Annotated in this window: 19 protein-coding genes; all 19 read left to right on the top strand. The window is 63.2% G+C overall.

Annotated features, from left to right (window positions below):
- Positions 1 to 122: 122 nt before the first annotated feature.
- The 19 genes from fliE (at position 123) to flhA (ending at position 18195) form a co-directional block, all read left to right on the top strand.
- The gene (gene fliE / locus LOY53_RS19045; protein WP_027593033.1) at positions 123 to 455 is read left to right on the top strand and encodes a flagellar hook-basal body complex protein FliE; all 333 of its coding nucleotides are present in this window, start codon (positions 123 to 125) and stop codon (positions 453 to 455) included.
- Between the two features lie 15 nt (positions 456 to 470).
- On the top strand, positions 471 to 2249 hold the full coding sequence (gene fliF / locus LOY53_RS19040) for a flagellar basal-body MS-ring/collar protein FliF (RefSeq protein WP_027593032.1): 1779 nt from the start codon (positions 471 to 473) through the stop codon (positions 2247 to 2249).
- Positions 2242 to 3261 carry a flagellar motor switch protein FliG gene (gene fliG / locus LOY53_RS19035; RefSeq protein WP_027593031.1) on the top strand — a complete coding sequence of 340 codons (1020 nt, stop codon included), beginning with the start codon at positions 2242 to 2244 and terminating at the stop codon, positions 3259 to 3261. Before fliF ends, fliG begins: the two co-directional genes overlap by 8 nt.
- Positions 3262 to 3421: 160 nt before the next feature.
- Entirely contained in the window at positions 3422 to 4192 is a 771-nt protein-coding gene (gene fliH / locus LOY53_RS19030; protein ID WP_085272502.1) for a flagellar assembly protein FliH, read from the top strand.
- Positions 4182 to 5540 carry a flagellar protein export ATPase FliI gene (fliI, locus tag LOY53_RS19025; protein ID WP_027593029.1) on the top strand — a complete coding sequence of 453 codons (1359 nt, stop codon included), beginning with the start codon at positions 4182 to 4184 and terminating at the stop codon, positions 5538 to 5540. The genes fliH and fliI overlap by 11 nt, the downstream gene beginning before the upstream one ends.
- 6 nt (positions 5541 to 5546) lie before the next feature.
- A complete protein-coding gene (fliJ, locus tag LOY53_RS19020) occupies positions 5547 to 5999 on the top strand; it encodes a flagellar export protein FliJ (RefSeq protein WP_027593028.1) in 453 nt (150 codons plus the stop codon).
- Positions 6000 to 6247: 248 nt separating this feature from the next.
- On the top strand, positions 6248 to 6553 hold the full coding sequence (locus tag LOY53_RS19015) for an STAS domain-containing protein (protein ID WP_099454935.1): 306 nt from the start codon (positions 6248 to 6250) through the stop codon (positions 6551 to 6553).
- 8 nt (positions 6554 to 6561) lie between these two features.
- A complete protein-coding gene (locus tag LOY53_RS19010; RefSeq protein WP_258703138.1) occupies positions 6562 to 8253 on the top strand; it encodes a fused response regulator/phosphatase in 1692 nt (563 codons plus the stop codon).
- Between the two features lie 60 nt (positions 8254 to 8313).
- Entirely contained in the window at positions 8314 to 8661 is a 348-nt protein-coding gene (locus tag LOY53_RS19005) for an Hpt domain-containing protein (protein ID WP_027593025.1), read from the top strand.
- 72 nt (positions 8662 to 8733) lie between these two features.
- A complete protein-coding gene (locus tag LOY53_RS19000; protein ID WP_258703137.1) occupies positions 8734 to 9999 on the top strand; it encodes a flagellar hook-length control protein FliK in 1266 nt (421 codons plus the stop codon).
- A 338-nt stretch (positions 10000 to 10337) separates the two neighbouring features.
- Positions 10338 to 10835, top strand: a complete 498-nt coding sequence (gene fliL / locus LOY53_RS18995) for a flagellar basal body-associated protein FliL (RefSeq protein WP_085272506.1) — start codon at positions 10338 to 10340, stop codon at positions 10833 to 10835.
- 9 nt (positions 10836 to 10844) lie between these two features.
- Positions 10845 to 11813 carry a flagellar motor switch protein FliM gene (gene fliM / locus LOY53_RS18990; protein WP_027593022.1) on the top strand — a complete coding sequence of 323 codons (969 nt, stop codon included), beginning with the start codon at positions 10845 to 10847 and terminating at the stop codon, positions 11811 to 11813.
- Positions 11814 to 11860: 47 nt separating this feature from the next.
- Positions 11861 to 12325 carry a flagellar motor switch protein FliN gene (gene fliN, locus LOY53_RS18985; RefSeq protein ID WP_099455883.1) on the top strand — a complete coding sequence of 155 codons (465 nt, stop codon included), beginning with the start codon at positions 11861 to 11863 and terminating at the stop codon, positions 12323 to 12325.
- Positions 12326 to 12337: 12 nt separating this feature from the next.
- Positions 12338 to 12772: a flagellar biosynthetic protein FliO gene (fliO, locus tag LOY53_RS18980; protein ID WP_099455882.1), complete on the top strand. Its 435-nt coding sequence runs from the start codon at positions 12338 to 12340 to the stop codon at positions 12770 to 12772.
- Positions 12772 to 13527 (top strand): flagellar type III secretion system pore protein FliP, encoded by a 756-nt coding sequence (gene fliP / locus LOY53_RS18975; RefSeq protein ID WP_027593019.1) that lies wholly within the window; start codon positions 12772 to 12774, stop codon positions 13525 to 13527. Before fliO ends, fliP begins: the two co-directional genes overlap by 1 nt.
- Positions 13528 to 13548: 21 nt before the next feature.
- Positions 13549 to 13818, top strand: coding sequence for a flagellar biosynthesis protein FliQ (gene fliQ, locus LOY53_RS18970; RefSeq protein ID WP_027593018.1), 270 nt, complete (start codon positions 13549 to 13551; stop codon positions 13816 to 13818).
- A gap of 7 nt (positions 13819 to 13825) precedes the next feature.
- The gene (gene fliR, locus LOY53_RS18965; RefSeq protein ID WP_027593017.1) at positions 13826 to 14602 is read left to right on the top strand and encodes a flagellar biosynthetic protein FliR; all 777 of its coding nucleotides are present in this window, start codon (positions 13826 to 13828) and stop codon (positions 14600 to 14602) included.
- A 2-nt stretch (positions 14603 to 14604) separates the two neighbouring features.
- Positions 14605 to 15747 carry a flagellar biosynthesis protein FlhB gene (gene flhB, locus LOY53_RS18960; RefSeq protein WP_258703136.1) on the top strand — a complete coding sequence of 381 codons (1143 nt, stop codon included), beginning with the start codon at positions 14605 to 14607 and terminating at the stop codon, positions 15745 to 15747.
- A 318-nt stretch (positions 15748 to 16065) separates the two neighbouring features.
- Positions 16066 to 18195, top strand: coding sequence for a flagellar biosynthesis protein FlhA (flhA, locus tag LOY53_RS18955; RefSeq protein WP_027593015.1), 2130 nt, complete (start codon positions 16066 to 16068; stop codon positions 18193 to 18195).

The following is an 18195-nucleotide window of genomic DNA, read 5'->3' as shown; positions in this document are numbered from 1 at the left end:
TGCTTTGCAGGGATCGCGCTAAACCAAGTGGACAGGGTTGCAAGGCTGGCACCTTTGTTGCTTTACACGAGCTATCCGCCGCATGAGTGTCAAAAAAATGCGGCCGCCGGAGAGAGAAGGTCATGAGCCAAGGTGTTGAATTCAATCGTCTGATGCTGGACATGCGCGCGATGCAGGCTGATGCCATGTCGCTGCCCAAGGTGTCCGCTGCCCCCGAACTGGCCCCGGGCCAGAGCAGCTTTGCCGACATGCTCGGCCAGGCCATCGGCAAGGTGCATGAGACGCAGCAGGCTTCCACCCAGCTGGCCAACGCCTTCGAAATTGGCAAGACCGGCGTCGACCTGACCGATGTCATGGTCGCCTCGCAAAAGGCCAGCGTCTCCATGCAGGCACTCACCCAGGTACGCAACAAGCTGGTCCAGGCGTATCAAGACATCATGCAGATGCCGGTTTGAGGACGGACGTAACCCATGGCTGAAGCAGTCGTCGATAACGCCCCCGCCAAGAGCGGCCAGCCAGCGGCCAAACCGCCGCTGTTCGGCATGGCGTTTCTGGAAAACATTTCGCAGATGCCCATGCTGCGTCAGGTCGGCCTCATGGTCGGGTTGGCGGCGAGCGTGGCGATCGGCTTCGCCGTGGTGCTGTGGTCGCAACAGCCGGACTATCGGCCGCTGTATGGCAGCCTGTCGGGCATGGACACCAAGCAGGTCATGGAAACCCTGGCCGCCGCAGACATTCCCTACAACGTCGAGCCCAATTCCGGCGCGCTGCTGGTCAAGGCCGACGACCTCTCCCGTGCGCGCCTGAAGCTGGCGGCCGCAGGCGTGGCGCCGAGCGATGGCAACGTCGGTTTCGAGCTGCTCGACAAGGAGCAGGGCCTGGGCACCAGCCAGTTCATGGAGGCCACCCGTTATCGCCGCAGCCTGGAAGGCGAACTGGCCCGTACCGTTTCCAGCCTGAACAACGTCAAGGCTGCGCGCGTGCACCTGGCCATCCCGAAGAGTTCGGTGTTCGTGCGTGACGAACGCAAGCCCAGCGCCTCGGTATTGGTCGAGCTGTACCCAGGCCGTGGGCTGGAAGCCGGGCAGGTGATGGCGATCGTCAACTTGGTCGCCACCAGCGTGCCAGAGCTGGACAAGTCGCAAGTCACTGTCGTCGACCAGAAGGGCAACCTGCTCTCCGAACAGCTGCAGGACACCGCCCTGACCATGGCGGGCAAACAGTTCGACTACAGCCGCCGCATGGAAAGCATGCTTACCCAGCGCGTGCACAATATCTTGCAGCCGGTGTTGGGTAACGATCGCTACAAGGCCGAAGTCTCCGCCGACCTGGATTTCAGTGCAGTCGAGTCGACCTCCGAGCAGTTCAACCCCGACCAGCCTGCGCTGCGCAGCGAGCAGTCGGTGGACGAACAGCGCGCCAGCAGCCAGGGCCCGCAAGGCGTGCCTGGCGCGCTGAGCAACCAGCCACCGGGTGCTGCGTCTGCGCCGCAAACCACGGGTGCCGCAGCCACCCCGGCCGCCGCCATCCAGCCCGGCCAGCCGCTGGTGGATGCCAATGGCCAGCAGATCATGGACCCGGCCACCGGCCAGCCGATGCTTGCGCCGTACCCGGCAGACAAGCGTCAGCAGAGCACCAAGAACTTCGAGCTGGACCGCTCCATCAGCCACACCCGTCAGCAGCAGGGCCGCATGACCCGCCTGTCGGTGGCGGTGGTGGTCGACGACCAGCTCAAGATCGACCCCACCAGTGGTGAGACCACGCGTGCCCCTTGGGGTACCGAGGACCTGGCGCGCTTTACCCGCCTGGTGCAGGACGCGGTCGGCTTCGATGCCAGCCGTGGCGACAGCGTGACGGTGATCAACGTGCCATTTGCCGCCGACCGCGGCGAAGAAATCGCCGACATCGCCTTCTATCAGCAGCCGTGGTTCTGGGACATCGTCAAGCAAGTGCTGGGCGTGGTGTTCATCCTGGTGCTGGTGTTCGGCGTGCTGCGCCCGGTGCTCAACAACATCACAGGGGGCGGCAAGCAGGCTGCCTCGGACAGCGACATGGAGCTGGGCGGCATGATCGGTCTGGATGGCGAACTGGCCAACGACCGCGTCAGTCTGGGTGGCCCGACAAGCATTCTGTTGCCAAGCCCGAGCGAGGGCTACGAGGCACAGCTCAACGCAATCAAAGGCCTGGTGGCCGAAGACCCGGGCCGCGTGGCCCAGGTCGTGAAAGACTGGATCAACGCCGATGAGTGATAACCGAGCCGTTACCGCCAAGCTGAGCCGCGTCGACAAAGCGGCGATCCTCCTGCTCTCGCTGGGTGAAACCGATGCTGCCCAGGTACTGCGGCACATGGGCCCCAAGGAAGTGCAACGCGTGGGCGTGGCCATGGCGCAGATGGGCAACGTGCACCGCGACCAGGTCGAGCAGGTGATGAGCGAGTTCGTCGACATCGTCGGCGACCAGACCAGCCTGGGCGTGGGCTCTGACGGTTACATCCGCAAGATGCTCAACCAGGCCTTGGGCGAGGACAAGGCCAACGGCCTGATCGACCGCATCCTGCTGGGCGGCAACACCAGCGGCCTGGACAGCCTCAAGTGGATGGAACCGCGTGCCGTGGCCGATGTGATCCGCTACGAGCACCCGCAGATCCAGGCCATTGTGGTCGCCTACCTGGATCCCGACCAGGCCGGTGAAGTGCTGAGCAACTTCGACCACAAGGTGCGCCTGGACATCATTCTGCGCGTGTCGTCGCTGAACACCGTGCAACCGGCGGCGCTGAAAGAGCTGAACCAGATTCTCGAGAAGCAGTTCTCGGGCAACTCCAATGCTGCGCGGACCACCTTGGGCGGTATCAAGCGTGCGGCTGACATCATGAACTTCCTCGACAGTTCGGTGGAAGGTGCGCTGATGGACTCGATCCGCGAAGTCGACAACGACCTCTCGGAGCAGATCGAAGACCTCATGTTCGTCTTCAACAACCTGGCCGACGTCGACGACCGTGGCATCCAGGCGCTGCTGCGCGAGGTGTCTTCGGACGTGCTGGTGGTGTCGCTCAAAGGCGCCGACGAGCGGGTCAAGGACAAGATCTTCAAGAACATGTCCAAACGTGCGTCGGAACTGCTGCGCGACGACCTGGAGGCCAAAGGGCCGGTACGGGTCAGCGACGTGGAAACGGCGCAGAAAGAAATCCTCACCATCGCCCGACGCATGGCCGAGGCCGGCGAGATCGTGCTCGGCGGCAAGGGTGCCGAGGAAATGATCTAACGTTGCCGGATTCTGCCGACTGTCGCAGCCCACTGTGGGAGCGGGCTTGCCCGCGAAGGCGCCAGATCGGGTGATGAGGTTGTCCCTGCCGACGCATTCGCGGGCAAGCCCGCTCCCACAGGGATCGCGTTGGCTGAACGTGGTTTGAGAACATCACAGCATGTCCAGCAAAGAACATCACCCCAGCGACCTGATCCGCGCCCGCGACCTCGAGGGCGTCGATGTTTGGGCGCTGCCCAGCTTCGACCCGGAACCCGAGCCGCAACCCGAGCCCGAGCCGGAACCCGAAGTCATCGAGGAAGAAGTCGAGGAAGTGCCGCTGGAAGAAGTCCAGCCGCTGACCCTCGAAGAACTCGAAGCCATTCGCCAGGACGCCTACAACGAAGGCTTTGCCACCGGCGAGCGCGAGGGCTTTCACAGCACCCAGCTGAAGGTGCGCCAAGAGGCTGAGCAGGCCCTGGCGGCCAAGGTCGGCAGCCTCGAGCGGCTGATGGTCAACCTGATGGCGCCCATCGCCGAGCAAGACACGCAGATCGAGAAAACCCTGGTGCACCTGGTCGCGCACATGACCCGCCAGGTGATCGGCCGCGAGCTGCGCAGCGATTCCAGCCAGATTACCCACGTGCTGCGCGAAGCCCTCAAGCTGCTGCCAATGGGCGCGGACAACATCCGCATTCACCTCAACCCCCAGGACTTCGAACTGGCCAAGGCCCTGCGCGAGCGCCACGAAGAAAACTGGCGGCTGCTCGAAGACGAGGCCTTGCTGCCGGGAGGCTGCCGTATCGAGACCGCCCACAGCCGTATCGACGCCAGCATGGAAACGCGGATCGAGAAGGCCGTGGCGCAGCTGTTCGACCAGCTTCACGACCACTCCTTGCACCCCGCGCCGGCCGATGTGTCGATCGACCTGGACCGCCCCGATGCGCCTTGATCGCACCAGTTTCGGCAAACGCCTGGGCAGTTACGCCGAGGCGATCGAGCTGCCGGTGCAGCCGATCGTCGAAGGCCGCCTGCTGCGCATGGTCGGCCTCACCCTTGAGGCCGAAGGCCTGCGCGCCGCAGTGGGCAGTCGCTGCCTGGTGATCAATGACGACAGCTACCACCCGGTGCAGGTCGAGGCCGAGGTCATGGGCTTTGCCGGGTCCAAGGTATTCCTTATGCCGGTTGGCAGCATCGTCGGCATCGCCCCCGGTGCGCGGGTGGTACCGCTGGACGACGGCGGCCGCCTGCCCATGGGCATGAGCATGCTCGGGCGGGTGCTGGATGGCGCCGGGCGCGCCCTCGATGGCAAAGGCGGCATGAAGGCTGAAGACTGGGTGCCGATGGATGGCCCGGTGATCAACCCGCTCAACCGCGACCCTATCAGCGTGCCGCTGGACGTGGGCATCCGCAGCATCAATGGCCTGCTCACCGTCGGCCGTGGCCAGCGCCTGGGCCTGTTCGCCGGTACCGGTGTGGGTAAGTCGGTATTGCTGGGCATGATGACGCGCTTCACCGAAGCCGAGATCATCGTCGTTGGGCTGATCGGTGAGCGGGGCCGCGAGGTGAAGGAATTCATCGAACACATCCTCGGTGAAGAGGGCCTCAAGCGCTCGGTAGTGGTCGCCTCGCCCGCCGATGACGCGCCACTGATGCGCTTGCGCGCCGCCATGTATTGCACGCGCATTGCCGAATACTTCCGCGACAAGGGCAAGAATGTCCTGTTGTTGATGGATTCGCTGACCCGTTTTGCCCAGGCCCAGCGTGAGATCGCGTTGGCGATCGGCGAGCCGCCGGCCACCCGGGGTTACCCGCCGTCGGTGTTCGCCAAGCTGCCGAAGCTGGTGGAGCGGGCGGGCAATGGCGAGCCTGGTGGCGGCTCGATCACTGCGTTCTACACGGTATTGTCGGAGGGCGACGACCAGCAGGACCCGATCGCCGACTCGGCGCGGGGGGTGCTCGACGGCCACTTCGTGTTGTCCCGGCGCTTGGCCGAAGAAGGCCACTACCCGGCGATCGACATCGAAGCGTCGATCAGCCGGGTAATGCCGCAGGTGGTCGATACTGATCATCTGCGCCAGGCGCAAAAATTCAAGCAGCTGTGGTCGCGCCTGTCGCAGAGCCGCGACCTGATCAGCGTCGGTGCCTATGTGGCCGGTGGCGACCCGGAGACTGACCTGGCCATCGCCTTGCAGTCCCGCTTGGTAGACTTTCTGCGTCAAGGCCTGGACGAGAACGTCGGCATGGCGCAGAGCCGCGATCAGCTGGGGGCGATATTCACGCCTCCGGCGGGCGGTTGATAGGCCATGGCGCTGCCTGGACGTGCCGCGCGCCTCGCGCCGGTGGTGGACATGGCCGAAGAGGCCGAGCGCAAGGCCGCCCAGCGCCTTGGGCATTTTCAGCAACTGGTGACCCAGGCACAGGTCAAGTTGGCTGAGCTGGAGCGTTTTCGCGAGGACTACCAGTTGCAGTGGATCAACCGCGGCGGGCAGGGCGTCAATGGCAGCTGGCTGGTCAATTACCAGCGCTTTCTCGGGCAGCTGGAAACAGCCATGACCCAGCAGCGCCAGAGCCTGACCTGGCACCAGAACAACCTGAACAACGCCCGCGGCACCTGGCAGCAGGCCTATGCCCGGGTCGAGGGGTTGCGCAAGCTGGTACAGCGTTACCTGGATGAAGCGCGGCGGGCTGAAGACAAGCGCGAGCAGCGCTTGCTGGATGAGCTGTCGCAGCGCTTGCCCAGGCAGAATCACCCTTGATTTCTTATCGCTTGCGCACAATTCCTTGTTACTAATCGTCGGCGCACAATTCCTTGTAGGAGCAGCCTTGCGCTGCGAAGAGGCCAGTAGCCCCAGCTTGCCCTCACGGCCCCTTCGCAGCACAAGGCTGCTCCTACAGGGGGCGCGCGCCGCTGGGGGCGATCCGCCGGACCGTCTCGCTTGCACTCCCACCCCAGGCTGCTAAACCTAAAAGGGTTGCATCCGCCATCATCGAAGGAATCGCTAGCATGGCAGTCGAGACTGATTTTTCGCAGGAAGGGAAAAAGCTGACGATCAAGGTCAAGGGTCGTTTCGATTTCGGCAAGCATCAGGCGTTTCGCGAAGCCTACGAGCGCCAGCCTGATCGGCCGGACTCGGTGGTCGTCGACCTGAAAGAAACCACCTACCTCGATAGCTCTGCGCTCGGCATGTTGTTGCTGCTGCGCGATCACGCGGGCGGCGACGATTCGGACGTGCGCGTGGTGCATGCCAGCTCCGATGTGCGCAAGATACTCGCCATCTCCAATTTCGAAAAACTGTTCGATATCAGTTGAGCCGCGTGATGGCTGCCGAACAGGCGTTGACCGTGCTGGTCGCCGAAGATGGGGCCGCCGACCGCCTGTTGCTGGCGCAAATCGTCCGGCGCCAGGGACATCAGGTGTTCACCGCAGAAAACGGCGAGCAGGCGGTGGCGCTGTTTGTCGAGCAGCGCCCGCAACTGGTGCTGCTCGATGCGCTGATGCCGGTGATGGACGGCTTCGAAGCGGCCCGGCAGATCAAGGCCTTGGCCGGCGAAACGCTGGTGCCGATCATCTTCCTCACTTCGCTGAACGAGGAGGATGCCCTGGTGCGCTGCCTGGAGGCCGGCGGCGATGACTTCATGGCCAAGCCCTATAGCGCGGTGATCCTCGCTGCCAAGATACGCGCCATGGGCCGCCTGCGCAGGCTGCAGGCCACCGTGCTGGCCCAGCGCGACGAGATCACCCGCCACCATCACCACCTGCTCAACGAGCAGCGGGTGGCCAAGGCGGTATTTGACAAGGTGGCCCATGCGGGCTGCCTGGCTGCGCCCAACATTCGCTACCTGCAATCGCCCTACGCACTGTTCAACGGTGACTTGCTACTGGCCGCGTTCACGCCCTCGGGGGACATGCAGGTGCTGCTGGGGGATTTCACCGGCCACGGCCTGCCTGCCGCCGTCGGCGCGATGCCCCTGGCAGAAGTGTTCTACGGCATGACAGCCAAGGGGTATGGCCTGGCGCAGACCCTGCGCGAAATGAACGCCAAGCTAAAACGCATCCTGCCGGTGGACATGTTTTGCTGTGCAGTGATGCTCAACCTGAGCGTGCAGCGTGGCTCAGTGGAGGTGTGGAACGGCGGCATGCCGGACGGCTATCGCTTGTCTGCAGGCGGCGAGGTGCTGTCGACACTGGCTTCGCGCCATTTGCCGCTGGGTGTTCTTGCCCCTGAGCGCTTTGACGACAGCACGCAAGTGCTGCCGCTGGCGGCGGGTGAGCGCTTGCTGCTGTTGTCGGACGGCGTGCTGGACACCGCCGATGACCAGGAACGCTTGTTCGGCGTCGAGCGTCTGCAGGGGGTGCTGGCCGGCAACCGAGACCCGGCCCACCTGTTCGATGAGGTGATGCAGGCCCTGGAGTGTTTCGGCGGGCAGCCTCGGGACGACATCAGCCTGTGCGATATCCGTATGTTCGCGGCCGATGAGCGCGTGCCGGCGCCGATGATCTACGCTGAACGCGGTCGCCCCAGCCCGCTGGATTGGTCGCTCGGGTTCGAGCTGCGCGGCGAAAGCCTGAAGCAGTCCAACCCAGTGCCGTACCTGGTGCAGCTCTTGCAGGAAATCCACCCGCTGCGCTCGCGCACCGGCAATCTGCACAGTGTGCTCAGCGAGTTGTTCTCCAATGCCTTGGAGCATGGGGTGTTGGGCCTGGATTCACGGCTCAAGTGCGATGTACAGGGCTTTGCCGATTACTACCGGGAGCGTGCCCAGCGCCTGGCGGCATTGGCTGACGGTTTTGTACGCATTGACTTGAAGGTTGAACCCCACGCCGAAGGCGGGCGTCTGATGATTGAGGTGCGTGACAGTGGCGCAGGGTTCGATGTGCAGCGGGTGCTGTCGCAGCCGCCCTCAGAGCAGGGCCTGAGTGGCCGTGGCCTGCAGCTGGTTACGCGACTGGGCAGTAACGCGCAATGGTCAGAGGGCGGCCGCTGCGCCCGGGTAGAGTTTGTATGGTGAGCCCGCCTGTGACCCTGGGGCTGGCTCGGGCATAATCTGGCTTGATCAAGGAGTGAGCAAGTGACTGAGATTCATATCGACCACAAGGTGCTAAACGACCTGCGTGAGGTCATGGAGGATGGCTACCTGCATCTGGTGCAGACATTCCTGGATGACTCCGAGCGGCGCTTGAGCGAGTTGCACGCTGCCAAAAACGCCGATGAGCTGGGCTCAGCGGCCCATAGCTTCAAGGGCAGCAGCAGCAACATGGGGGCTGTCGCGCTGGCTGGCCTGTGTCAGCAACTGGAAGACCGCGTGCGCCAGCCACCGCTGTATGGCATCGAGGACCTGATCAACCGTATCGACCTGGAATATGTAGAGGTTCGGCGCTTCTACCGCGGTGAGGAGCACCGTATCTCGGCGGGCTGATGCGCGACTTGGCGCGAGTCTTGCCTGTCTTTGCCCGGATGACTTTTCAGTTTCTGGCGCGGAGACCGCTCAATGCCTGTCGCACCCAATCCTTTGTTGCAAGCAAACGCTGTTGGCAAGTCGTCGCGAGCGACCAGCTCGATGGTGGACAAGCCCTCGCAGGCGCTGGGTGACGCGGGCGCTGGCTTCGACCAGGTCATGGCCAAGCAGAAAGCGTTTGGGCAGGACGACAAGGTCGCCCAGGCCAAGCCCAAGGACAAGCCAGAAGTGGCACACGGCGGCAAGAATGACGCTGCCGACAAGTCATCGGTTGCCGATGACGGCAACAAATTGCCAGCCAGCGATCAGGCCTCAGACCCTGCTGACACGGGGTTGCGCGACGCCAGCCTGGTGGCCGGCCAGGTCACCGATGCGCAGCCCGGCGCGCAGCTGATTCAAGCCCAGGCTGAGGCCGTGGCGCCCGTGCTTCAGGCTGCCACTGCACAGTCGCAAGCCAGCGCAGCGCTGACGGAGGAGCCTGCCGCCGAAGAGGCGTTCGACCCCGACGCCGACCCCTTGGCCAACCTGCCAACCTTGCGCCTGGCGCTGGAGCAGAGCGCCCAGGCTAAAGGCACTACCTCGGCACACGCCGTGGACCCTTCGCAAACTCAAGGTGATGAAGGCCGTGGAGCCGTCAATACCTTGGCGAATCTGGTCGATAGCGCTGAGGGCGAGGCGGGCGAGCCAGGCGACAAGGCCTTCGGTGCACTGCTTGAAGAGGGTCTGAAGGACACCAAGAGCGCCAGCAGCGACACGCGCGTCGATGATTTCGCCGATCGCCTGGCCAGCCTGACCCAGGCGGCCACGGCGAAAACCGCCAATGCCGTGCCGGCTAATGCCAGTCCCTTGCACCAACCCTTGCCGATGAACCAGAACGCCTGGACCGAAGGGCTGGTCAATCGGGTCATGTACTTGTCCAGCCAGAACCTCAAGTCGGCAGACATCCAGCTGGAGCCAGCCGAGTTGGGGCGGCTGGACATCCGCGTCAATGTAGCGGCGGATCAGTCGACCCAGGTGACCTTCATCAGCGGCCACGCCGGTGTGCGTGATGCCCTCGACAGCCAGGTGCACCGCTTGCGCGAGCTGTTCACCCAGCAGGGCCTGGCGCAGCCAGACGTCAACGTTGCTGACCAGTCGCGTGGGCAACAGCATCAGCAGGCGCAGGAGCAGGGCAGTAATCTGTCGGGCGTTGCAGCGCGGCAACAGGCCGGGCAGGGCGGCTCCGAGCAGGTCGATAGCAGCAGGCCGGTTGAGCAGCAGGTGGTGATTGGCGACAGTGCGGTTGATTATTACGCGTGAGGGCGGGGTGCCTGTCTTTAGGTTGTTGGTGCCGTTGAGATCGAGCGCCGCCCGCGCGGCGCTTCGCAGCACAAGGCTGCTCCTACATCTGTTTCGGGCCAATTATTCCTGTCGTGGGGGCGCGCGCCTCTATCACAGGCTTTACTGGCCCGAAATAAATGTAGGAGCAGCCTTGTGCTGCGAAGCGCCGCGCGGGCGGCGCTCGATCTGCCAGGCGCTGCCCCCCTAACGCCAAACCCACCCAAACCTCATTCCATCCCCCACCCAAAACCTGGCATAACACTTGCTCAAGCCACGTCATCCTCCTTTGAACCCCCGATGGACGACGGATTATTGGCATGGCGAAGACCGAAGCAGTAAAAGACCCCGCCACAAAAGGCAAACTCAAGCTGATCCTGCTGTTGGTGCTGGGCCTGGTGCTGGCGATCGGCCTTTCGGTGGGCGCTACCTGGTTCATCATGCACAAGAGCGAGTCCGCGCCGGCCACCGACCCGGCCGCCGCCAACGTCAAGCCTGTGGCCATCTACGAAGCCCTCACCCCGGCCTTCGTAGTCAACTTCAACCAGAACGGCCGCCAGCGCTACATGCAACTGAGCATCACCCTGCAAGCGCGCAACCAGGCTGACCTGGATGCCCTCAAGGTGCACATGCCGGTGATTCGCAACAACCTGGTGATGATGTTCTCTGGGCAGGGCTTCGACACCCTGGCCGGCAGCCCGGTAGGGCAAGAGATGCTGCGCCAGAAAGCCACCGCCGTGGTGCAGGAAGTCGCCCAGAAGGAAGTCGGCAAACCGGTCATCGACCAGTTGCTGTTCACCAATTTCGTATTGCAGTAGGAGTCCGCAATGGCCGTACAGGACCTGCTGTCCCAGGATGAAATCGATGCGCTGTTGCACGGTGTCGACGATGGTCTGGTGCAGACCGAAAGCGCTTCCGAGCCAGGCAGTATCAAAAGCTACGACCTGACCAGCCAGGATCGTATCGTCCGCGGTCGTATGCCGACCCTGGAAATGATCAACGAACGCTTCGCCCGCTACACCCGCATCAGCATGTTCAACCTGCTGCGCCGCTCGGCGGACGTGGCGGTGGGCGGCGTGCAGGTGATGAAGTTCGGCGAGTACGTGCATTCGCTGTATGTGCCGACCAGCCTCAACCTGGTCAAGATCAAGCCGCTGCGCGGTACTTCGCTGTTCATCCTCGACGCCAAGCTGGTGTTCAAGCTGGTGGACAACTTCTTTGGCGGTGACGGCCGTCACGCCAAGATCGAAGGCCGTGAGTTCACCCCGACCGAGTTGCGCGTGGTGCGCATGGTCCTCGACCAGTGCTTCGTCGACCTCAAGGAAGCCTGGCAAGCCATCATGCCGGTCAACTTCGAGTACATGAACTCCGAGGTCAACCCGGCCATGGCCAACATCGTCGGCCCCAGCGAAGCGGTGGTGGTGTCGACCTTCCACATCGAGCTGGACGGCGGTGGTGGCGACCTGCACGTGACCATGCCGTACTCGATGATCGAGCCGGTGCGCGAGATGCTTGATGCGGGCTTCCAGTCCGACCTTGACGACCAGGACGAGCGCTGGGTCAAGGCCCTGCGCGAAGACGTGCTGGACGTGGCCGTGCCACTGACTGCCACGGTTGCCCGCCGCCAGCTGAAGCTGCGCGACATCCTGCACATGCAGCCTGGCGATGTGATCCCGGTGGAGTTGCCCGAGCACCTGGTGCTGCGCGCCAACGGCGTGCCGTCGTTCAAGGCGCGGCTGGGTTCGCACAAGGGCAACCTGGCCCTGCAGATCATCGACCCGATCGAACGCCGCTGACGGCGTGCCGGTCGCTCACTACGAATTGAATGCCTGTCGAGGAAATCATGGCTAACGAAAACGAGATCACTTCCCCGGAAGACCAGGCCCTGGCCGACGAATGGGCGGCGGCGCTGGAAGAAACCGGTGATGCCGGCCAGGCCGATATCGACGCGCTGCTGGGCGGCAACACCGGCAACAGCGGCGCTGGCCGCCTGCCGATGGAAGAGTTCGCCAGCTCGCCGCGGCCTAACGAGAACGTCAGCCTCGAAGGCCCTAACCTGGACGTGATCCTGGACATCCCGGTGAACATCTCCATGGAAGTGGGCAGCACCGAGATCAACATCCGCAACCTGCTGCAGCTCAACCAGGGGTCGGTGATTGAGCTCGACCGCCTGGCCGGCGAGCCGCTCGACGTGCTGGTCAACGGCACGCTGATCGCCCATGGCGAAGTGGTGGTGGTCAACGAGAAGTTCGGCATCCGCCTGACCGACGTGATCAGCCCCAGCGAACGTATCAAGAAGCTGCGTTGAGTGAAGGGCATGATGCGCGCCGGCGCCGCTTTTGTTGGGCTGCTCGCCAGCCAGTGGGCCTGCGCGGCGGCCAGCCCTGCGGCAACCACCGCTGCCGCGCCTGGCAGCCTGGGTGGGCAACTGGCGCAGATGGTCTTTGGCCTGCTGTTGGTGGTGGGCCTGATCTTCTTCCTGGCCTGGATGTTGCGCCGCATGCAAGGCGCGGCGGTCAAAGGTGGCCAGGTGATCGAGATCGTCGGCAGCCGGGCCATTGGCCCGCGTGACCGCCTGCTGCTGGTGCAAGTCGGCAAGGAGCAGATCCTGATCGGCCACACCCCAGGCAGTATCGAGGCCCTGCATGTGCTGGCCGAACCCGTCGAAGTGCCCGCGGCTGCCCGTCAGGCAGCGCCGGAGTTTGCCCAGCGGCTGATGGAGCTGATGGGCAAGGACCAGAAGGACAAGAAGTGATGACCGGCGTGCTGCGCATGATGTTGACCCTGGCGCTGCTGCTGGCCGCGCCATTGGCCCTGGCCGCCGACCCGCTGTCGATCCCGGCCATTACTCTGTCCAATGGGGCAGACGGGCAGCAGGAGTATTCGGTCAGCCTGCAGATCCTGCTGATCATGACGGCGCTGAGCTTTATCCCGGCGTTCGTCATCCTGATGACCAGCTTCACCCGCATCATCATTGTCTTTTCGATTTTGCGCCAGGCCCTGGGCCTGCAGCAGACGCCTTCGAACCAGATTCTGACCGGCATGGCGCTGTTTTTGACCATGTTCATCATGGCGCCGGTGTTCGACCGGGTGAACCAAGATGCGCTGCAGCCCTACCTGAAAGAGCAGATGACAGCCCAGCAGGCCATCGACAAGGCCCAGGGGCCGCTCAAAGACTTCATGTTGGCGCAGACTCGGCAGAGCGACCTGGACTTGTTCATGCGCCTGTCCAAGCGCACTGACATCGAAGGCCCTGACCAGGTGCCACTGACCATTCTGGTACCGGCCTTCGTCACGTCCGAGTTGAAGACCGCGTTCCAGATCGGCTTCATGATCTTCATCCCGTTCCTGATCATCGACATGGTGGTCGCCAGCGTGCTGATGGCCATGGGTATGATGATGCTGTCGCCGCTGATCATTTCGCTGCCGTTCAAGATCATGCTGTTCGTCCTGGTCGATGGCTGGGCGCTGATCATGGGCACATTGGCCAGTAGTTTCGGCGGCGTCTGACGCCGTCAAGGAGAGCCACGCATGACCCCTGAAGTTGCTGTCGACCTGTTCCGCGATGCGCTTTGGCTGACCACGCTGATGGTCGGCATCCTGGTGGTGCCGAGCCTGCTGGTGGGCTTGATGGTGGCGATGTTCCAGGCCGCCACGCAGATCAACGAACAGACCCTGAGCTTCCTGCCGCGTCTGCTGGTGATGCTGGTCACGCTGATCGTCGCCGGGCCTTGGCTGGTGCAGAAGTTCATGGAATACATCACCACGCTCTACACCAGCATCCCGCAGCTGATCGGTTGACACGGCCATGCTGGAGCTGACCAACGCACAGATCGGCACCTGGGTCGCCACCTTCATCCTGCCGTTGTTCCGGGTGACGGCGGTGCTGATGACCATGCCGATCTTCGGTACGCGCATGCTGCCAGCGCGGGTGCGCCTGTACGTGGCGGTGGCCATCACTGTGGTGATCGTCCCGGCGCTGCCGCCGTTGCCCGAGTTCGAGCCGTTGAGCCTGCAGGGCCTGCTGCTGTGTGGCGAGCAGATCATCGTCGGGGCGTTGTTCGGCTTCTCGCTGCAGTTGCTGTTCCAGGCTTTCGTCATCGCTGGGCAGATTGTCGCGGTGCAGATGGGCATGGCCTTCGCCTCGATGGTCGACCCGGCCAACGGCGTCAACGTCACGGTGATCAGCCAGTTCATGACCATGCTGGTCAGTGTGCTGTTCCTGTTGATGAACGGGCACCTGGTGGTCTTTGAAGTGCTGACCGAAAGCTTCACCACCTTGCCGGTGGGCAATGCGCTGATGGTCAGCCAGTTCTGGGAAATGGCCGGGCGCCTGGGTTGGGTGTTCGGTGCCGGGCTGTTGCTGATCTTGCCGGTGATTGCCGCGTTGCTGGTGGTGAACATCGCCTTTGGCGTGATGACGCGTGCGGCGCCACAGCTGAACATCTTCTCCATTGGCTTCCCGCTGACGCTGGTCATGGGCATGGGGATTTTCTGGGTCGGCCTGGCCGATATGCTTTCCCACTACCAGGCATTGGCCAGCGACGCGCTGCAATGGCTGCGTGATCTGGCAAGGGCGCGCTGAGCATGGCTGAAAGCGAGAGTGGTCAGGACAAGACCGAAGACCCCACCGATAAGCGCAAGCGCGACTCGCGTGAAAAAGGTGAGATCGCCCGCTCCAAGGAGCTGAACACGGTGGCGGTGACCCTGGCAGGCGCCGGCGGCCTGCTGATGTTCGGCGGCCACTTGGCTGAGACGCTGCTGAGCGTGATGCGCATGAACTTCAGCCTGACCCGCGACATGATCGTCGATGAGCGCGCCATGGGCGCGTTTTTGCTGGCCTCGGGCAAGATGGCGATCTGGGCGGTGCAACCCGTACTGATTCTGCTGTTCGTGATCTCGTTCGTTGCCCCGATCGCGTTGGGTGGGTTCCTGTTTTCCGGCAGCCTGCTGCAGCCCAAATTCAGCCGCATGAACCCGCTGTCGGGGATCAAGCGCATGTTTTCGATGCATGCCCTGACCGAGTTGCTGAAGGCGTTGGCCAAGTTTTTCGCGATCCTGATCGTGGCGGTAGTGGTGCTGGTCAGCGACCGCCAGGCGTTGCTGTCGATTGCCAATGAGCCGTTGGAACAGGCGATCATTCACAGTGTTCAGGTGGTGGGGTGGAGTGCGCTGTGGATGTCGGCGGGGCTGCTGCTGATCGCGGCGGCGGACGTGCCGTTCCAGCTGTGGCAGACGCACAAGAAAATGAAGATGACCAAGCAGGAAGTGCGTGACGAGTACAAGGACTCGGAGGGCAAGCCTGAGGTCAAGCAGCGTATTCGCCAGCTGCAGCGCGAAGTGTCGCAGCGGCGCATGATGGCGGCGGTGCCGCAGGCGGACGTGATCATCACCAACCCGACGCACTATGCCGTGGCCCTGCAGTACGACCCGGAGAAGAGTGGGGCAGCGCCCTTGCTGCTGGCCAAGGGTACCGATTTCATGGCGTTGAAGATTCGCGAGATTGGTGTCGAGCACAAGATCCAGATCCTTGAATCGCCAGCCCTGGCGCGGGCGATCTATTACTCCACCGAGCTTGAGCAGGAGATCCCTGCGGGGTTGTACCTGGCGGTGGCGCAGGTGTTGGCGTATGTGTTCCAGATTCGTCAGTACCGGTCGGGCAAGGGCAAGCGGCCGGAGCCGTTGAGCGATGACCTGCCGATTCCGCCGGATTTGCGGCGTGATGGCTAATAGGTGTTTGGCGATGGTCGTTCAGCGCCTGTGAGATCGAGCGCCGCCCGCGCGGCGCTTCGCAGCACAAGGCTGCTCCTACATCTGTTTCGGGCCAGTGAGGCCTGTGATAGCTGCGCGCGATCGCCTCAGGAATAATTGGCCCGAGAAAAATGTAGGAGCAGCCTTGTGCTGCGAAGCGCCGCGCGGGCGGCGCTCGATCTCAAACCCACCAAAAACCCCTAGGCGAACACCCGAACAGCAAAGTTGGAAGGCTTCTTGCAGAGCCACGCCCAGGCGCCTCCTGGGCGTCAAAGTTTTGCATCAAGAGGACTCGCGGTGGATCGCACTCAGTTAATCAACAACGCACGCCACAACCTGGCCGGTCTCGGTCGGGGCAACCTGGGTGTGCCGCTGTTGCTGCTGGTGATGTTGGCAATGATGATGTTGCCGATACCGCCGTTCCTGCTCGACGTGTTCTTCACCTTCAACATCGCCTTGTCGATCGTGGTGCTGCTGGTCTGCGTCTATGCCCTGCGCCCACTCGACTTCGCCGCGTTCCCCACCATCCTGCTGGTGGCGACGCTGCTGCGCCTGGCGCTGAACGTCGCCTCCACCCGCGTGGTCATGCTCCACGGCCAAGAGGGCCATGGCGCTGCGGGCAAGGTGATCCAGGCCTTCGGTGAAGTGGTCATCGGCGGCAACTACGTGGTCGGTGCGGTGGTGTTCGCCATCCTCATGATCATCAACTTCGTCGTAGTGACCAAGGGTGCTGGGCGTATTTCCGAGGTGAGCGCGCGCTTCACCCTCGATGCCATGCCCGGCAAACAGATGGCCATCGACGCCGACCTCAACGCCGGCCTGATCGACCAGGCCCAGGCCAAGGCCCGCCGCTCCGAGGTCGCGCAGGAGGCCGAGTTCTACGGCTCGATGGACGGTGCCAGCAAGTTCGTGCGCGGCGACGCCATCGCCGGCCTGCTGATCCTGTTCATCAACCTCATCGGCGGCATGCTCATCGGCATGCTTCAGCACGGCATGCCGTTCAGCGAAGCCGGCAAGGTGTACGCCTTGTTGACCATCGGTGACGGTTTGGTGGCGCAATTGCCATCACTGCTGCTGTCCACCGCTGCAGCCATCATGGTCACCCGGGCTTCGGGCTCGGAAGACATGGGCAAGTTGATCAACCGGCAGATGTTCGACTCACCCAAGGCCTTGGCGGTCTCTGGTGCGCTGATGATCATCATGGGCCTGGTGCCGGGCATGCCGCATGTGGCCTTCCTCAGCCTTGGCCTGATGGCCGGTGGCGGCGCTTATCTGGTGTGGAAGAAACAGCAGCAGGTGAAGGTCAAGGCCCAGGAAGAGGCGCAGCGCCAGCAGGACCTGCTGCCCTCGCCACAGCGTGCGTTGGAAACCAAAGAGCTGGGCTGGGACGACGTCACCCCGATCGACATGATCGGCCTTGAGGTCGGTTACCGCTTGATCCCGCTGGTCGACCGCAACCAGGGCGGCCAGTTGCTGGCGCGGATCAAGGGCGTGCGCAAGAAGCTGTCCCAAGACCTGGGTTTCCTTATGCCCACCGTGCACATTCGCGACAACCTCGACCTGCAGCCCAGCGCCTACCGCCTCACGTTGATGGGGGTGATCCTGGCTGAAGCGGAGATTTACCCGGACCGCGAACTGGCGATCAACCCAGGCCAGGTATTTGGCACCCTCAACGGCATTGCCGCACGCGACCCGGCCTTTGGCCTGGAGGCGGTGTGGATTGACGTTGGCCAGCGCTCCCAGGCGCAGTCGCTGGGCTATACCGTGGTCGATGCCAGTACGGTGGTGGCCACGCACCTCAACCAGATCCTGCAAAAGCACTGTCACGAGCTGATCGGCCATGAGGAAGTGCAGCAACTGCTGCAAGTGTTGTCCAAGGCTTCGCCTAAACTGGCAGAAGAATTGGTGCCGGGTGTCATTTCCTTGTCGGGGCTGCTGAAGGTCCTGCAGGCATTGCTGTCCGAGCAAGTGCCGGTGCGCGATATCCGCAGCATCGCCGAGGCGATCGCCAACAACGCAGGCAAGAGTCAAGATACCGCCGCGCTGGTGGCTGTGGTGCGCGTCGGATTGTGTCGCGCCATCGTGCAAAGCATTGTCGGCGTTGAGTCTGAGCTGCCGGTGATCACCCTTGAACCGAGGTTGGAACAGATTTTGCTCAATAGTCTGCAAAGGGCCGGGCAGGGTCAGGAAGACGGTGTTCTTCTGGAGCCTAGCATGGCCGAAAAGCTGCAGCGTTCGCTGATTGACGCGGCCCAGCGCCAAGAGATGCAAGGCCAGCCGGCCATTCTCCTGGTCGCCGGCCCGATCCGCGCCATGCTGTCGCGCTTCGGTCGCCTGGCTGTACCGAATTTGCATGTTCTGGCGTATCAGGAAATACCTGACAACAAGCAAGTCACCATCGTTGCCACCGTGGGCCCTAACGGCTGA

This window comes from Pseudomonas sp. B21-031 (assembly GCF_024748985.1).
Lineage (GTDB): Bacteria > Pseudomonadota > Gammaproteobacteria > Pseudomonadales > Pseudomonadaceae > Aquipseudomonas > Aquipseudomonas kermanshahensis.
This window is presented reverse-complemented; position numbering and strand designations above follow the sequence as displayed.